At 68.8% G+C, this 15988-nt stretch carries 14 protein-coding genes and 1 pseudogene; 7 read left to right on the top strand and 8 right to left on the bottom strand.

Going from position 1 to position 15988, the window contains the following annotated elements; translation table 11 throughout:
- Window positions 1-325, top strand: a 325-nt coding sequence (locus VF542_RS16960) for a hypothetical protein (RefSeq protein WP_408652876.1), incomplete at its 5' end; no start/stop codon positions are given.
- A 69-nt stretch (window positions 326-394) separates the two neighbouring features.
- On the opposite strand, the gene VF542_RS16955 is transcribed toward VF542_RS16960, so the two are convergent.
- Window positions 395-1102 carry an RraA family protein gene (locus VF542_RS16955; RefSeq protein ID WP_408652875.1) on the bottom strand — a complete coding sequence of 236 codons (708 nt, stop codon included), beginning with the start codon at window positions 1100-1102 and terminating at the stop codon, window positions 395-397.
- A 114-nt stretch (window positions 1103-1216) separates the two neighbouring features.
- Here VF542_RS16955 and VF542_RS16950 point away from each other — a divergent pair, with 114 nt between their 5' ends.
- The 3 genes from VF542_RS16950 (at window position 1217) to def (ending at window position 5258) form a co-directional block, all read left to right on the top strand.
- Entirely contained in the window at window positions 1217-3130 is a 1914-nt protein-coding gene (locus VF542_RS16950; RefSeq protein ID WP_408652874.1) for an alpha-amylase family protein, read from the top strand.
- A gap of 95 nt (window positions 3131-3225) precedes the next feature.
- Complete coding sequence (gene cysS, locus VF542_RS16945; protein WP_408652873.1) at window positions 3226-4686, top strand: cysteine--tRNA ligase; 1461 nt, start codon at window positions 3226-3228, stop codon at window positions 4684-4686.
- 32 nt (window positions 4687-4718) lie between these two features.
- Window positions 4719-5258, top strand: a complete 540-nt coding sequence (def, locus tag VF542_RS16940) for a peptide deformylase (protein WP_408652872.1) — start codon at window positions 4719-4721, stop codon at window positions 5256-5258.
- A gap of 19 nt (window positions 5259-5277) precedes the next feature.
- Here the strand turns inward: def and VF542_RS16935 are convergent, their stop codons facing one another.
- From VF542_RS16935 to VF542_RS16910, 6 genes are all read right to left on the bottom strand, one after another.
- Window positions 5278-6342: an aspartate-semialdehyde dehydrogenase gene (locus VF542_RS16935; RefSeq protein WP_408652871.1), complete on the bottom strand. Its 1065-nt coding sequence runs from the start codon at window positions 6340-6342 to the stop codon at window positions 5278-5280.
- Window positions 6339-7607 carry an aspartate kinase gene (locus VF542_RS16930; protein ID WP_408652870.1) on the bottom strand — a complete coding sequence of 423 codons (1269 nt, stop codon included), beginning with the start codon at window positions 7605-7607 and terminating at the stop codon, window positions 6339-6341. Before VF542_RS16930 ends, VF542_RS16935 begins: the two co-directional genes overlap by 4 nt.
- A gap of 49 nt (window positions 7608-7656) precedes the next feature.
- Window positions 7657-9012, bottom strand: a complete 1356-nt coding sequence (locus tag VF542_RS16925; RefSeq protein ID WP_408652869.1) for a HipA domain-containing protein — start codon at window positions 9010-9012, stop codon at window positions 7657-7659.
- Window positions 9013-9017: 5 nt separating this feature from the next.
- Entirely contained in the window at window positions 9018-9260 is a 243-nt protein-coding gene (locus tag VF542_RS16920) for a transcriptional regulator (RefSeq protein ID WP_408652868.1), read from the bottom strand.
- 99 nt (window positions 9261-9359) lie between these two features.
- Window positions 9360-10709 carry a 4-aminobutyrate--2-oxoglutarate transaminase gene (gene gabT, locus VF542_RS16915; RefSeq protein ID WP_408652867.1) on the bottom strand — a complete coding sequence of 450 codons (1350 nt, stop codon included), beginning with the start codon at window positions 10707-10709 and terminating at the stop codon, window positions 9360-9362.
- A gap of 181 nt (window positions 10710-10890) precedes the next feature.
- Window positions 10891-12321, bottom strand: coding sequence for a gamma-aminobutyraldehyde dehydrogenase (locus tag VF542_RS16910; protein WP_408652866.1), 1431 nt, complete (start codon window positions 12319-12321; stop codon window positions 10891-10893).
- A gap of 248 nt (window positions 12322-12569) precedes the next feature.
- Between VF542_RS16910 and VF542_RS16905 the strand changes: the two genes are divergently transcribed.
- From VF542_RS16905 to VF542_RS16895, 3 genes are read left to right on the top strand one after another with little or no spacing between them, the layout of a single operon-like run.
- Window positions 12570-13784, top strand: a complete 1215-nt coding sequence (locus VF542_RS16905) for a nucleotide sugar dehydrogenase (protein WP_408652865.1) — start codon at window positions 12570-12572, stop codon at window positions 13782-13784.
- A gap of 57 nt (window positions 13785-13841) precedes the next feature.
- Window positions 13842-14618 (top strand): glycosyltransferase family 2 protein, encoded by a 777-nt coding sequence (locus VF542_RS16900; protein WP_408652864.1) that lies wholly within the window; start codon window positions 13842-13844, stop codon window positions 14616-14618.
- Window positions 14615-15670, top strand: coding sequence for an NAD-dependent epimerase/dehydratase family protein (locus VF542_RS16895; RefSeq protein WP_408652863.1), 1056 nt, complete (start codon window positions 14615-14617; stop codon window positions 15668-15670). The genes VF542_RS16900 and VF542_RS16895 overlap by 4 nt, the downstream gene beginning before the upstream one ends.
- Before the next feature lie 82 nt (window positions 15671-15752).
- Here VF542_RS16895 and VF542_RS16890 read toward each other — a convergent pair.
- Window positions 15753-15988 (bottom strand): annotated as a pseudogene (locus VF542_RS16890) (hypothetical protein); the annotation flags it as partial.

Below are 15988 nucleotides of genomic sequence, written 5' to 3'. Positions count from 1 at the left end.
CGTCTTGGAAATGTTGGGCAAACGTGACTCTCCCGGAGCCGGGGCACCGTTGCGGCAACGAAATTTGCAGCGGCGTTCGCAACGGCTTTTAGCGAGTTCGAACACCCTCATCTGGGCTTTCGCGCAAGATGTAATCAATGAATTTCTGCTCGCACACCAGCTCGATCTAGACCTGATCACGCTGAACGAAGCGAGCCCTCGTCGCGTAATCGTGACAGTTACCAAGGAGACAGCCCAGCCAACTCTCGATCTTCTCAGCGGGCGCCTGAGTACCGCCTTTCCTTCCGCAGAAATAAGACTGAACTTACCTACGGAACAGCAATAGTAAGTCCTTATTATTTACAATAAGCCACTCCGTAACGGTTCTTACTGAGCTACGGGCCACTGCACTCAATCATTCCTCGATCGCGCCGCGGACCGCTCGCAGGTGCTCGCGGAACGTCAACGAGGGGTTGCGCGAGCGCGCGGACAGGTAGTCGCCGAACTGCACCTGCTGACGCAAGGACACACCGTCGCGCATCCGCTCGGCCTGCCCGCGCTCGGTGTCGCGAATCCCCTCCGCGATGGTGAACACCTCCTCGGCCCGAGCCGCCGGCACGAACAGCACGCCGTCGTCGTCCCCGAGCACCACATCGTCAGCGCTGACCAGCCACTCCCCGACGGTCGCCGAGTCCAGCGCGTCCGGCGGCCGCATGCCCAGGCTCAGCGGCCCGGTCGCGATCGCTCCCATGCTGAACACCGGCAGGCCGATCGCCCGGATGTCGGCGGTGTCGCGGTGCAGGCCCCAGATCACCATGCCCGCCAGGCCCGCCGCCGCTGCCTCCAGCGCCACCAGATCACCGACGCACGAGGCGTCGCGCCGGCCCCCGTCATCGACCACCAGCACGTCGCCCGGCCGGGCCCTTTCCAGCGCCTCCAGAAAGATGTCGACGCTGCCGACATGCCGGGCCGGCAGCACCCGCCCCGCCAGCCGGTCACCGGCCACCACCGACTGCACCGCGGCCGGCGCGCACCGCACCGGCACCTGGGCCCGGACGCAGGCATCGGCCACGTGGGCAGCGGTCAGCCTGGCGAACCGCTGGTCAAGCTGCTCCGGACCCATCTGGGCGTTCCCCTTCCGAAAATTTGCCGGGCCGCACGTGCGGCACCGAGCTGCGGCACCACTCAGCCGGGACCACGTTGATCGGGTCCTCCGCAAGCGTGGACGATAGACCCCATGCACAGCCCGAAGCAGACCACCGGCAGCATCCCACCCGCGGTGACGGCCGCGGTGGACTCCCGGCTCGCCGGCTCCCCGGGGCACGAGCTGTTCACGCTTCGCCTGCAGCGCTGGTGGCCCGACCTGCACGACGGCCTGGCCAGCGTCTACGGGGCACAGGCCGAGGCCACTGCGGTGCGCCTCGTCGAGCACGCGGCGGAGGCCTACCGTTCCCGCGACCCCGAGCTGACCCGGCTCGACGTGGTCCGCAGCCTGGAGCCCGACTGGTTCCAGCAGCCGGAGATGATGGGTTATGCCGCCTACGCCGACCGGTTCGCCGGCACCCTGGCGGGGGTCGCCGACCGGGTCGGGTACCTGAGCGAGCTGGGCATCACCTACCTGCATCTCATGCCGCTGCTGCGCCCGCGCGAGGGCGACAGCGACGGTGGCTACGCGGTCGCCGACTACCGCGACGTGCGTCCCGACCTCGGCACCGTGCAGGACCTGCGCGAGCTCGCCCGTACCCTGCGGCAGGCCGGAATCAGCCTGGTGCTGGACCTGGTGCTCAACCACGTCGCCCGCGAGCACGAGTGGGCGCAGGCCGCCCGGGCCGGCGACCCGACCTACCGTGCCTACTTCCACACCTTCGCCGACCGCACCGAGCCCGACGCCTACGAGCGCACCCTTCCCGAGGTGTTCCCCGACTTCGCACCCGGCAACTTCAGCTGGGACGAGGAGTTGCGGGGCTGGGTGTGGACGACCTTCAACGCCTTCCAGTGGGACGTGAACTGGGCCAACCCGGACGTCTTCGTCGAGTACGCCGACATCCTGTTCTTCCTCGCCAACGCCGGCGTCGAAGTGGTCCGGCTGGACGCGATCGCCTTCCTCTGGAAACGGATGGGCACCAACTGCCAGAACCAGCCGGAGGTGCACGCGATCACCCAGGCGCTGCACGCCCTCACCCGGATCGTCTGCCCGGCGTTGCTGTTCAAGGCCGAGGCGATCGTCGGGCCGGCCGACCTGGTGCACTACCTGGGCCAGGGCCCGCACCACGGCAAGGTCAGTGATCTGGCCTACCACAACAGCCTGATGGTGCAGATCTGGTCGATGCTGGCGGCCGGCGACGCGCGCCTGGCGGCGCACGCGCTGGGACACCTGCCGCCGGTTCCGTCCACCACCGCCTGGATCACCTACCTGCGCGGCCATGACGACATCGGCTGGGCCATCGACGACGCCGACGCCGCCGCGGTGGGGCTCTCCGGCCACGCGCACCGGTCCTTCCTGTCCGACTACTACGCCGGCGACTTTCCCGGCTCCCCAGCGCGGGGGCTGGTGTTCCAGTCCAACCCGGCGACCGGTGACCGGCGGATCAGCGGTACCTCGGCGAGCCTGGCCGGCATCGAGGCAGGTGACGCCCGGGGCCCGGCGCGAGTCCTGCTCGGGCACGCGCTCGCGTTCGGCTGGGGCGGCATCCCGGTGATCTGGTCCGGCGACGAGTTGGCGCTGCTTAATGACCCGGACTGGGCCGCCGAGCCGGGGCACGAGGGTGACAACCGCTGGGCGCACCGGCCGCGGCTGACCGACGCCGACCTCGACCGGCGCTCGGACCCCTCGACCGTGCCCGGGCAGCTGTTCGCCGGCCTCCGGGCTCTGGTCCAGGCCCGGGCCCGCGTTCCGCACCTGGACGCCTCGGTCAGCAGCGAGATCGCGCCGCTGGCCGACCCCGCAATCCTGCCGGTGCTGCGCCGCCACCCGCTCGGAGCGCTGCTCGGCCTGTACAACGTGAGCGACAGCTGGCGGCCATTTCCGTTGTGGCGCCTGGACGAACTCGGCATCACCGACGCCTGGGACGCCATCTCCGACACCGCCGTCAAGCGGGGTGAGGACGGCAACGTCTGGCTCGGGCCGTACCAGGCGATGTGGATCGTCTGACGCCCGATCCGCCCCGATCGGCGCTCTGCCGGTAGCGCCTGCGTTGCCCCGTAAGCTGGGTCGCATATGCGCTGTCGGCTGCTGAGAGGTGCTACGTGAGTCCGGGTGCGGATGTTCGGCTGTTCAACTCGATGGGGCGCACGCTGGTGCCCTTCGAGCCCATGCGCGAGGGCGTCGCCCGGATCTACACCTGTGGCTTGACGGTCTACTCCGACCCTCACCTGGGCAACCTTCGCCCCTACGTCTTCAGCGACTCGCTGCGCCGCCTGCTGGAGTGGAAGGGCTACGCGGTCGAGCAGGTCGTCAACATCACCGACGTCGGGCACGCGGTCGGCGACGGCGACGAGGGCGAGGACAAGGTGGAGACCACCGCCCGCGCGCAGCGGCTGACCCCCCAGGAGGTCGCCGAGCACTACACCGAGCTGTTCTTCCAGGACCTGCAAGCGATCAACGTCCTGCCGGCGCACCATTCCCCGCGTGCCTCCGCCTACGTCGAGCAGATGATCGAGTTCGCGAAGGTGATCGAGGAGCACGGCTACACCTACCTGCTGCCGGCCGGCCTGTACTTCGACACCACCAAGTCAGCCGGGTACGGAAAGCTCGCGATGATGCCGAACAGCGGCCAGCTCGAGGGTGCCCGGGTGAGTACGGAGGGCAAGCGTTCGGCCGCCGACTTCGCGATCTGGCGCAGCGACCCGCCGGACCAGCGCCGGATCATGCGGTGGGACTCCCCCTGGGGCCCGGGCGTGCCGGGCTGGCACCTGGAGTGCTCGGTGATGAGCATCAGCCTGCTGGGCCCGCACTTCGACATCCACACCGGCGGCGTTGACCATCGCCAGATCCACCACCCCAACGAGATCGCCCAGAGCGAGGCCTACCTGGAGGACGGGCAGGACTGGGTTCCGCTCTGGATGCACAACGAGTTCCTGCTGCAGGGCGGCGCGAAGATCTCCAAGTCGGCCGGCAAGATGCCCACGCTGCGAGACCTCACCGACGACGGGTACCCGGCGATGGCCTTCCGGTACTTCCTGCTCACCAGCCATTATCGCCGCCAGATGGACCTGACCGAGAAAGGCCTGCAGGCGGCGCTGTCCAGCGCCCGCCGGCTTGCCCAGCGGGTCGCGGCGCTGGGCCCGCTGCCCGACATCACGACGTTCGAGCAGGCCGGCTCGCGGCTGAGCGGCCCGGCGCTGGCGGTACTGAACAGCATCGACGACTCGATGTCGGAGGACCTCAATACGCCGCGGGTGCTGGCTGATCTGCAGGTCGCTTTGCGGTCCACCGACCTGGACCGCACCGAGCTTGCCGTCCTCGCCGCCGCCGCCCTGTGGTTGCTCGGGCTCGACCTCAGCCAGCTGGCCGAGGAGCCGGGGTCCGAGTCGGGCGCTCCTGAGGGCGTCGCCACCGAACAGGTGGAGGCCCTGATGCACGCCCGCGAGCAGGCCCGCTCGAACCGGCAGTGGGCCGAGGCCGATCGCCTCCGCGAGGAACTGGCATCCCTCGGCGTACAGGTCGTCGATACCGCCGAGGGCTCGCGCTGGAGCATCGCTCCCTGAGCACTGCCAGGATCGGCCTAGAATCAGGCACCATGCCAGGTTCCGCGCGTCCGGTCGTCGTCGTCGGTGATCCGGTTCTGCATACCCCCACCGCTGCCGTGACCGAGTTCGACGAGGCGCTGGCCGGCCTGATCGAGGACATGTTCGCGACCATGTACGTGGCCGAGGGCGTCGGGCTCGCCGCCACCCAGATCGGCGTCGGGCTCGCGGTCTTCGTCTATGACTGCCACGACGCCGACGACGTCCAGCACCGGGGCCACCTGGTCAATCCCCGGATCGTCGCCACCTCTGAGGCCGAGGAGAAGATCGACGAGGGCTGCCTCTCGGTGCCCGGGCCGTACGCGCCGCTGGCCCGGCCGTTCGAGGTGCGGGTCGCCGGCCAGGACCAGGACGGCAACCCCATCGAGGTCACCGGCACCGGCTTCCTGGCGCGCTGCCTGGTCCACGAGACCGAACACCTGAACGGCACCCTGTACATCGATCACCTGAACCGTCGCAAGCGGAACCGGATCCTGCAGGAGATCGAGCCGTTCGACTGGAACGCCCCGCTGTTCGAGCCGCAGCCGTCCTGACGTCGGGCTTCTGGTCTGGTTAGCCTGCCGGGCTGAGGAGCTTCGCCGCCAGCAGTTCGGCGATCTGCACGGTGTTCAGCGCCGCGCCCTTGCGCAGGTTGTCATTCGAGACGAACAGCACCAGGCCACGGCCGTCGGCGACGCCGGCGTCCTGCCTGATCCGCCCGACGAAACTCGGGTCCTGCCCGGCGGCCTGCAACGGTGTCGGGATGTCGCTCAGCGCCACGCCCGGTGCCTCGGCGAGCAACTCGGTCGCCCGGGCCACCGACAGCGGCGCCGTGAACTCGGCATTGATCGACAGCGAGTGCCCGGTGAACACCGGCACCCGGACGCAGGTCCCCGACACCCTCAGGTCGGGGATGCCGAGGATCTTGCGGCTCTCGTTGCGCAGCTTCTGCTCCTCATCGGTCTCGAACGACCCGTCGTCCACGAGAGAACCGGCCAGCGGCACCACGTTGAAGGCGATCGGGCGCTGGTATTTCACCGGCGCGCCCAGGTCCAGGGCCGACCCGTTCCGGCTCAGCGCCGCCGCCGCGGAGCCCGCCTTCTGCAGCTGCGAATCGAGCTCCTCCACGCCGGCCAACCCGCTGCCCGAGACCGCCTGATAGGTCGAGGCAACCAGCCGGGTGAGGCCGGCCTCGGCGTGCAGCGGCCGCAGCACCGGCATCGCCGCCATCGTGGTGCAGTTCGGATTGGCGATGATCCCCTTTGCCGCCTGGGCGATCGCCTCCGGATTGACCTCGCTGACCACCAGCGGCACCTCGGGATCCATCCGCCAGGCCGAGGAGTTGTCGATCACGGTCACCCCGGCCGCGGCGAACTTCGGTGCCAGCAGCTTCGAGGTGGAGGCCCCGGCCGAGAAGATCGCGATGTCGAGGCCGGCCGGGTCCGCGGTGGCGGCGTCCTCGACGGCGATGTCCTGGCCCTGCCACGGCAGCGTCGTGCCGGCCGATCGGGCCGAGGCGAAGAACCGGATGCCGGCGACCGGAAAGTTCCGCTCGACCAGGATCTGGCGGACCACGGCCCCCACCTGACCGGTCGCGCCGACCACCCCGATCCGCAGGCCCGGGCCACCGGCACTCATCGGCCGGTCCCGCCGTAGACGACGGCCTGCTCGTCACCACTGCCCAGGTCGAACGCGTCATGCACGGCCCGCACCGCGGTGTCGAGGTCGGTGTCGCGGGTGACCACCGAGATCCGGATCTCGGAGGTGGAGATCATCTCCACGTTGACGCCCGCCTCGGCGAGTGCCGCGAAGAACGTCGCCGACACGCCTGGGTGCGAGCGCATCCCGGCGCCGACCAGCGACAGCTTGCCGACGTGGTCGTCGTAGAGCAGCTCCTCGAACCCGACCAGCTGCTGCACCTTGGTCAACGCCTGCACCGCGATCGTGCCGTCGGACTTGGGCAGCGTGAAGGACACGTCGGTACGCCCGGTGCCCCTGGTCGAGATGTTCTGCACGATCATGTCCAGGTTCAGCTCGGCCTCGGCCAGCACCCGGAACAGCGCCGCGGCCTGGCCCGGCTTGTCGGGCACGCCCACCACCGTGACCTTTGCCTCGCTGCGGTCGTGCGCGACGCCGGAGATGATGGCCTGTTCCACGGTGAGATCCTCCATAGACCCGGCGACCAGGGTGCCTGCCAGGTTCGAGAACGACGAACGGACATGAATGGGGACGCTGTAGCGCCGGCCGTACTCGACGCAGCGCAGCATCAGCACCTTCGCCCCCGAGGCAGCCATCTCGAGCATCTCCTCGTAGGTGATGGTCTCCAGCCTGCGGGCATTGGGCACGATCCGCGGATCGGCGGTGAACACCCCGTCGACGTCGGTGTAGATCTCGCAGACGTCGGCGTCGAGCGCGGCTGCCAGCGCCACCGCGGTGGTGTCCGAACCGCCCCGGCCGAGGGTGGTGATGTCCTTGGTGTCCGGCGAGACCCCCTGGAACCCGGCCACGATCGCGATGTTGCCCTCGGCGACGGAATTAACCACCCGGCCGGGGGTGATGTTCTGGATCCTGGCCTTGCCGTGCACCGCGGTCGTCAGCACGCCGGCCTGCGAGCCGGTGAACGACTCCGCCGGGTATCCCAGCGAGTGAATGGCCATCGCCAGCAAGGCCATCGAGATCCGCTCACCCGCGGTGAGCAGCATGTCGAACTCCCGGCCCGAGGGCACCGGCACGATCTGCTCGGCCAGCTCGATCAACTCATCGGTGGTGTCACCCATCGCCGAGACCACTACGACGACGTCGTTGCCCTCACGGCGGGTGGCCACGATCCGCTCGGCAACCCGCTTGATCCGCTCGGCATCAGCGACCGACGAGCCGCCGTACTTCTGCACGACGAGTCCCACGGTATTTCCTCCAGAAGGTGTTGCTCGGCAACAGCGGCCGAGCACAAGTCTAATCGGCGCTGAGCGTCCCTCTTCGCCGGCGCGAAGCGGTCGCACCGTCGAGGGTCAGCGCGGAGGAGGATGACCGGCGAGCGGCGGCGGGTCCAGATCCGAGCGGTGCGCCGGTGTCGAGTCGCGTCGCGCGCGCGGCGATGATGTCGATGACCCGTTCGCTCGGCCATCCGGCGGTGAACTCATCAGCGAGGGATTCCAATCCGGTGCGAATTCCGGAGGCGATCGCATCGAGTTCGTAGCTTGCCTCGGCCTGGGTGAGGCCCATCGCCCGGGCCTCCGTGATCAGCGCCTGCCGGTCGACCTTCGCCAGGCTTTGCTGCGCACCGATCTTGGTTGCCATCCTTCCGGTGAGGTCGGAGTAGACAAGGGTGCACAACGAGTCATACAGCGGGGACAGGCTCACGAGGCCGTTGTCGAGCAGCACCGAGTAGTTCTTTCCGTGCCCGTCCTCATCGCCGACGGTGGCCCGGAAGGCGAGCTGCCGGAACAGCGCGGCGATCTGGGCGCGCGGTTCGTGGGCGAACTCGCGCAACAACCGGGCCATTCGGTCACTCGGCCGGCCGATCTCGTACTTCTTCGAGGGCTGGATGCCGACCGCTTGGCACATATCCTCCTGGTGACGCCGCATCACACGTCCGTCGAGAACCTCACGGTCGTATCGCTCGGCGACCAGCACCGTGGTCTCGCCCATCGTTTCAATCCACGCCGCGCTGGTGGTGAGCCCGCAGGCCCGTGCCACCGCGAGGACCAGCGCCTCGTTGTGGGCACTGTGCGCCCACGCCTGAGTGGGTTTGATGATGTGGGTCGACGGGGCGCCCGCCACCGGCTCGCACCAGCGGCCCTGGATCCGGGCGAGGAGGAACTTCGGCTGGGCGCCGGCTAGCGACATCCGGATATCGCGGCTCAGGTCCGCGCCTAACGGGTGTTGCGGCAGGTCGCGTACCAACGCGGCGAGCGCCATCTCATCCAGCGGTTCATAGCGCCCGCCACTGGGCGCCGGGTGCCCGGCGGGTAGCGCCACGACAGCCCCGGCACACTCGCGGCCGAACTCGCCGAGCAGGGCTACGACGTCCACGCTGGACTCCGGGGCGCCGTCGACCAAGCGCACGCCACGCACCTGAGCCGCGGCCGCGGACAAGGCGCTGCCCTCGGGAAGCAGCCCTTCCAGGAATGCCCGGGACGGCGCCGGCTCACCTGGTCCGGGGGTGGGCAGCGAGCAGGACAGCAACGGTGTCTCCGCGGGCAGGTCACCGGCGACCGCGCCGTCGTAGACGATCTTGACCTTGCCCCCGCGAGCGGGCGTCGCGGTGCGAGCCACCAGCTTGTCGCCCAGCCACAGGTCGAGTTCCATGCGGATCAGTTACTCCGCGGCCGGACCGCTAGCTCAAGATCCAACGCGGCCAGCGTGTCGAAGAGGATCTCGATCGCCCGAGTCTGATGCCCCGATTCCAGGACCACGATCGCGTAGCGGTTGGCGCGCGCGCGTTCGGCGAGTTCGGCCTGGGTCAAGCCTGCCCGGGTGCGCGCGGCCCGGACGGCTCGTCCCAGCGCTTCGGGAGACCTGACCCGGATCGTGTCGCGAGCATCCGATGTTGACATTTGCTCACACTAAGAGCCAGTGGCAAGGATGTCAAGGTTTATTGACATCAGCCGGTAGTGCTGCGATGCCAAGATTCACCCACATCCGCCGCGCGCCCTTCAGAGCACGGCGGCGAAGGCCTGCTCGATGATGTCCAGGCCCTCGGTGAGCAGCTCGTCGCCGATCGCCAGCGGCGGCAGGAAACGCAGCACGTTGCCGTAGGTGCCGGCCGTCAGCGTGACCAGACCCTGCGCGTGGCAGTAGGCGTTCACCTTGCCGGTCAGCGCGCTGTTCGGAGTGAGGTCACCGGCGCCGGCGATGAGTTCGATCGCCAGCATCGCGCCACGGCCCCGGATGTCGCCGACTTGCTCGTACTTGGCGGCCAGCTGCTGCAGCCGGGGCAGGAACAGCGCCTCGATCTGCTTGGCGCGGGCGTTGAGGTTCTCGGCCTTCATCGTCTCGATGGAGCCCAGCGCCGCCGCGCAGGCAACCGGATTGCCGCCGTAGGTGCCGCCCAGCCCACCGGTGTGCACCGAGTCCATCACCTCGGCCCGGCCGGTCAGGCCCGACAGCGGCAGCCCGCCGGCGATGCCCTTGGCGGTGGTGACCAGGTCGGGCACCACGTCCTCGAACTCGCAGGCGAACCAGTCGCCGGTGCGGCAGAACCCGGTCTGGACCTCGTCAGCGATGAACAGGATGCCGTGCTCGGCGCACCAGTCCGCGACCCGGCGGACGAACCCGGGCGCCGGCACGATGAAGCCGCCCTCACCCTGGATCGGCTCCAGCAGCACCGCGGCGGTGTTCTCCTCGCCGACCTGGGCGTGCACCTGGCTGACGAACTGCTCGAATGCCTCGTCGGCACAGTTCTGCGGGCCGCTCGGCCACCGGAACGGGTACGCCATCGGCACCCGGTAGATCTCGTTGGCGAACGGCCCGAACCGGTGCTTGTACGGCATGCTCTTCGCGGTCAGGGCCATCGTCAGGTTCGTCCGGCCGTGGTAGGCGTGGTCGAAGGCCACCACCGCCTGGCGCCCGGTGAACGAGCGGGCCACCTTCACCGCGTTCTCGACCGCCTCGGCACCGGAGTTGAACAGCGCCGACCGCTTCTCGCCGCTGCCCGGGGTCAGCTCGTTGAGCGCCTCGGCGACGGCCAGGTACTCCTCGTACGGGGTCACCATGAAGCAGGTGTGGGTGAAGTCGGCGACCTGGGCCTGGACCCGCTCGACGACGCGGGGCGCGGCGTTGCCCACCGTCGCCACCGCGATGCCGGAGCCGAAGTCGATCAGCTGGTTGCCGTCCACGTCGACCAGGACACCGCCGCCGGCCCGCTCGATGTAGACCGGCAGCCCGGTGCTCACCCCGGCCGACACGGCCTTGAACTTGCGCTGCTGCAACTCGGTCGAGCGAGGCCCCGGTATGGCGGTCTTGAGAATCCGCTGCTGCTGGATCGGGGCGGAGCCTGCGGTCATCGCGATCTCCAGGTCGTGGGAGGACTTCGGCTGAGTCTAGTGCGGTGCGACCGCACTCCTGCCGTCCAGAGAGCCCGGGTATCCGTCCGGAGAGCCCGGTCGGGGTGCTGACCCGACCGGGCCCGGACGAGTCGACGGACCAAGTCGATGAGCTGGTGGCCCGGATCGGCTAGAAGTCGATCTAGAAGTCGATGTTGTGCATGACGTGCTTGATCCGGGTGTAGTCCTCCAGCCCGTACATCGACAGGTCCTTGCCGTAGCCGGAGTGCTTGAAGCCACCGTGCGGCATCTCGGCGACGAGTGGGATGTGGGTGTTCACCCAGACGCAGCCGAAGTCCAGCCGGCGCGCCACCCGCATCGCCCGGCCGTGGTCGCGGGTCCAGACCGAGGACGCCAGGCCGTACTCGACGCCGTTGGCCCACCGGATCGCCTCGTCCTCGTCGGTGAAGGACTGCACCGTGATGACCGGGCCGAAGATCTCGGTCTGGATCTGCTCGTCCTCCTGTCGCAGCCCGGTCAGCACCGTCGGGGAGTAGAAGAAGCCGGCCTCGCCCTGGCGCTGCCCGCCGGCCAGCATCGAGGCGTGCTCGGGCAGCCGGTCCACCAGGCCGGAGACGTGGCTCAGCTGGTTGGCGTTGTTCAGCGGCCCGTACAGCACGTCCTCGTCATCGGCGGCGCCGGTCTTGGTCGAGTTGGCCTGCTCGGCCAGCGCAGCGGCGAACTCCTCGGCGAACCCGGCCCGGGCCAGCACCCGGGTCGCGGCCGTGCAGTCCTGGCCGGCGTTGAAGTAGCCGGCCACCGCGATCGCCTCGGCGGCCGCCGCCACGTCGACGTCGTCGAACACGATCACCGGCGCCTTGCCGCCCAGTTCCAGGTGCACCCGCTTGAGGTCCTTGGCCGCGGCCTCGGCGACCTGCATGCCGGCCCGCGCCGAGCCGGTGATCGAGACCATCGCCGGCGTGGGGTGGGAGACCAGTGCCCGGCCGGTGTCCCGGTCACCGCAGACGACGTTGAACACGCCGGGTGGAAAGAACTCGGCGGCGATCTCGGCCAGCAGCAGCGTCGAGGCGGGCGTGGTGTCCGACGGCTTGAGCACCACGGTGTTGCCGGCGGCCAGCGCGGGGGCGAACTTCCAGACGGCCATCATCATCGGGTAGTTCCAGGGCGCCACCTGCCCGCACACGCCGACCGGCTCGCGGCGGACGTAGGAGGTGTGGCCGGCCATGTACTCCCCCGCCGAGCGGCCCTCCAGCACCCGGGCGGCGCCCGCGAAGAACCGCAGCTGGTCGACCATCGGTGGGATCTCCTCGCTGCGGGTCAGCGAGATCGGCTTGCCGGTGTTCTCGCTCTCGACCGCGATGATCTCCTCGGCCCGGGACTCGACCGCGTCCGCGAACTTCAGCAGCGCCTGCTGCCGCTCGCTGGGAGTGGTGTCGCGCCAGCTCTGGAAGGCGGCCGCCGCCGCCTGATAGGCCCGGTCGATGTCCTCGGGCCCTGACAGCGGCGAGGTGAGGTACACCTGGCCGGTCGCCGGATTGGTCACCTCCAGGGTGCGTCCGTCGGCGGCCGGAACCTGCTCTCCGTTGACAAAGTTGGATAACGAGCGCGTCATTGCGTGCCTTCCGATGCCTTCAGCGGGTTTACACAACGATTTCGGTACCTGTTCTACCTTTCGGCGACGAGAACGCCAAGGGGCCGGCAGGTGCGGGGCGGGTTCATCACCTTCTGCACCGGTGCCCTGAGCGGCTGTCCCGCCGTGCTGTCGATCGTGCGTTACCGGCCGCGAGTCACGGCCCGGCGGTTACACTTCCACGCGACCGCACCAGCAATGTGCTCAAAGCGCACCGGATCGGATAATCGATGCCAGCCGGCCCTCGGGTAAGCACTTTCGACCTCGATGTCGTGGTCGTCGGCGGCGCCGGCCATGTCGGCCTGCCACTCGCGCTCGCCTTCGCCGACCGGGGGCTGCGGGTCGGCATCTACGACATCAACGAGCAGGCGGTCAAGACCATCCTCGCCGGCGAGCTGCCGTTCCGCGAGGACGGCGCCACCGAGGTGCTGCAGCGGGTGCTGGCGGCTGGCCGGCTCGAGGCCACCGTCGATTCGGGCCTGGTCAGCCGAGGCGAGCACATCGTGGTGGTGATCGGCACCCCGGTGGACGAGCACCTCAATCCGGACCCGCATGCGGTGCCGCGCGCGCTGCACCAGTGCAAGCAGCACTTCCGGCCCGGCCAGCTGCTGGTGTTGCGCAGCACCGTCTACCCCGGCGTCACCAAGCGGGTCGAGAAGCTGCTGGCCACCGAGGGCATCGACATCGAGGTGGCCTTCTGCCCGGAACGCATCGCCGAGGGCAGGGCCATGCAGGAGCTGCACTCGCTGCCGCAGATCGTCTCGGCGCGTTCGGCGCCGGTGCTGGCCCGGGCCGGGGCCCTGTTCGCCAACCTGACCGAGACCATCGTCGAGTTGAGCCCGGAAGAGGCCGAACTGGCCAAGCTGTTCACCAACACCTGGCGCTACATCAAGTTCGCCGCCGCCAATCAGTTCTACGTGATGGCCAACGACCAGGGCCTGGACTTCGACCGGATCCGGACGGCGCTGGCGCAGGACTACCCGCGGGCCATCGACATGCCCGGTGCCGGCTTCGCCGCCGGGCCGTGCCTGTTCAAGGACACGATGCAGCTGGCGGCGTTCACCGACAACTCCTTCATCCTTGGCCATTCGGCGATGCTGGTGAACGAGGGGCTGCCGCTCTACCTGGTTTCGCGGCTGGAGGCCAAGTACGACCTGGCGAACATGCGGGTCGGGATCCTGGGCATGGCGTTCAAGGGCGAGAGTGACGACATCCGGTCGAGCTTGTCCTACAAGCTGAAGCGCATTCTGGAATTCCGGGCCAAGCAGGTGCTGTGCACCGACCCGTATGTGAGCGTCGATGCGAACCTGGAACCGCTGGAGTACGTGCTGGACAACGTCGATCTGCTCATCATCGGAGCGCCGCACCAGCACTATCGCGACCTGGTCACCGCGGTGCCGGTGGCTGATGTCTGGAACCTGCTCGGACAAGGCAGCGTGGTATGAGTAAGCAGAGCGCTCGCGCGAAGCGCGGTTTGTCATGAGCGAGCAGAGCGGCATGTCATGAGCCTGGCCATCTCGGTCGTCATCCCCGCCTACAACGAGGGCGAGGCCATCATCGCGGTGCTGGACCGGATCTTCGACGCGGTCGAGTCCGAGTGCGAGATCCTGGTCGTGGTGGACTTCGAGGAGGACACCACGGTGCCGGTGTTGCGTGCCTACACCGAACGGGAACCGCGGCTGCACACCCTGGTCAGCGAGTACGGCCGCGGACCGGCGAACGCCATCCGGTACGGCATCGACCAGGTCAAGAACCCGGTGGTGGTGGTCACCATGGCCGACGGCAGCGACGATCCCCGCCAGATCGACGAGCTGGCCAGGCTGGTGGACCGGGGCGTCGTGGTCGCGGCAGCGTCACGGTACTGCGCCGGCGGCCAGCAGGTCGGCGGTCCGCTGCTCAAGTCGATGCTGTCCAAGACCGCCGGGCGCTCGCTCGGCACGCTCGGCCGGGTCGGCACCCGCGATGCCACCAACAGCTTCAAGGCGTTCTCCACCGAGTTCGTCCGCGAGGTCGGCATCCACAGCCGCAGTGGTTTCGAGATCGGCCTGGAGCTCACCGCCAAGGCCCGCCGGCTGCGCCGTCCGGTCGCCGAGGTGCCCACCATCTGGCTGGACCGCACCCTGGGCGTGTCCAACTTCCAGCTCGCCGGGTGGATCCCGCGCTACCTGCGGTGGTACCGGTTCGCCTTCGGCCCGCAACTGACCAAGGAGGAGGTCGCCCGCGCCGCCGCGGCCATCGCGGAGCAGAACACCAAGCCGATCAGGGGACAGCGCTGGTGAGCACCGACCCCGCGCGGCACCAGCCGACACCGCAGAAAGTGCTGGTGTCGGGCTCCGCCGGCTTCATCGGTGGGTACGTGGTCGAGGAGCTGCTCCGTCGCGGCTACGCGGTGGTCGGCATCGACAACTACTCCAAGTACGGGCCGGTCGTGAAGTCCTACGACGACCACCCGGACTACCGCTTCGTCGAGGGCGACGCCCGTGACGTCGCGCTGATGACCGAGCTGCTGTCCGACTGTGACCACTTCATCGCCGGCGCGGCGCTGATCGGCGGCATCTCCTACTTCCACGCCTACGCCTACGACCTGCTGGCGACCAACGAGCGGATCATGGCCTCCTCCTGCGACGCCGCGATCGCCGCCCACCAGCACGGCAGGCTGAAGAAGGTCACCTACCTGTCCTCCTCGATGGTGTTCGAGTCCACCGAGCACTGGCCGTCCAGGGAGGGTGACCAGCGCAGGATCCCGCCGCCGCTGTCGTCCTACGGCTTCCAGAAGCTGGCTGTCGAGTACTTCGCCAGGGCCGCCTGGGACCAGTACCGGTTGCCCTACACGATCGTGCGCCCGTTCAACTGCGTCGGCATCGGCGAGGGCCGCGCGCTCGGTGACGTCGAGGTCGCCTCGGGCAACGTCAAGCTCGCGATGAGCCACGTGGTGCCCGACCTGGTGCAGAAGATCGTCAAGGGCCAGGACCCCCTGCACATCCTGGGGAAAGGCCACCAGATCCGGCACTACACCTACGGCGGCGACCTGGCCAAGGGCATCGTCGAGTGCATGTCTTCCGACGCCGCGCTGAACGAGGACTTCAACATCTCGACCCCGCAGAGCACCAGCGTCCGCGAACTCGCCGCGGTGATCTGGAAGAAGATCAAGGGCGACGTCCCGCTGCGGCTGGTCTGTGACCCGGCCTACGAATACGACGTGCAGAAGCGGGTGCCGGACGTGTCCAAGGCTCGGGACGTGCTGGGCTTCGAGTGCACCACCAGCCTCGATCAGATGCTGGACGAGGTCATTCCGTGGGTCACCGAGGCGGTCGCGGCAGGCCGGCTGTAACTAGGTCGACCCGCCGGACAGACAGTTATCGCACGTGGAGCAGCTGAGACAGGCCTGCCTCGCAGCGCCCGGCTGGGGTGTTTCAGAATGGCGGATCGCCCGAATAGGGCCGTGGATCGAACCGGTGCGAGCTCGTGCCACGGGCTTGGGGGCTGCGGCTTGGCGGGCGGCCGCTGTTCCAGCGTTGTGGTGGGTGGTTGGTGTGTGGGTGGCCGGTGTCGTCGGTCCAGGTGAGTGTCCCGTCGTGGTTGCGGTGGTATTGCCAGCCGGTGTTGGCCTTGCAGAGGTTGTGTCGGCGGCAGGCCAGGGCGGCGTTGC

The organism is Jatrophihabitans sp. (assembly GCF_036389215.1).
Classification (GTDB): Bacteria; Actinomycetota; Actinomycetes; order Mycobacteriales; family Jatrophihabitantaceae; genus Jatrophihabitans_A.
The sequence above is the reverse complement of the archived record's forward strand: the minus strand, read 5'-3'. Positions and strand labels throughout refer to the sequence as shown.

Excerpts from the sequence above, each read along its gene's own strand:
- VF542_RS16955 (WP_408652875.1), bottom strand. The coding sequence starts at position 1,102 with ATGGGTCCGGAGCAGCTTGACCAGCGGTTCGCCAGGCTGACCGCTGCC.
- VF542_RS16950 (WP_408652874.1), top strand. The coding sequence starts at position 1,217 with ATGCACAGCCCGAAGCAGACCACCGGCAGCATCCCACCCGCGGTGACG.
- def (WP_408652872.1), top strand. The coding sequence starts at position 4,719 with ATGCCAGGTTCCGCGCGTCCGGTCGTCGTCGTCGGTGATCCGGTTCTG.
- VF542_RS16935 (WP_408652871.1), bottom strand. The coding sequence starts at position 6,342 with ATGAGTGCCGGTGGCCCGGGCCTGCGGATCGGGGTGGTCGGCGCGACC.
- VF542_RS16925 (WP_408652869.1), bottom strand. The coding sequence starts at position 9,012 with ATGGAACTCGACCTGTGGCTGGGCGACAAGCTGGTGGCTCGCACCGCG.
- VF542_RS16920 (WP_408652868.1), bottom strand. The coding sequence starts at position 9,260 with ATGTCAACATCGGATGCTCGCGACACGATCCGGGTCAGGTCTCCCGAA.
- gabT (WP_408652867.1), bottom strand. The coding sequence starts at position 10,709 with ATGACCGCAGGCTCCGCCCCGATCCAGCAGCAGCGGATTCTCAAGACC.
- VF542_RS16910 (WP_408652866.1), bottom strand. The coding sequence starts at position 12,321 with ATGACGCGCTCGTTATCCAACTTTGTCAACGGAGAGCAGGTTCCGGCC.
- VF542_RS16905 (WP_408652865.1), top strand. The coding sequence starts at position 12,570 with ATGCCAGCCGGCCCTCGGGTAAGCACTTTCGACCTCGATGTCGTGGTC.
- VF542_RS16900 (WP_408652864.1), top strand. The coding sequence starts at position 13,842 with ATGAGCCTGGCCATCTCGGTCGTCATCCCCGCCTACAACGAGGGCGAG.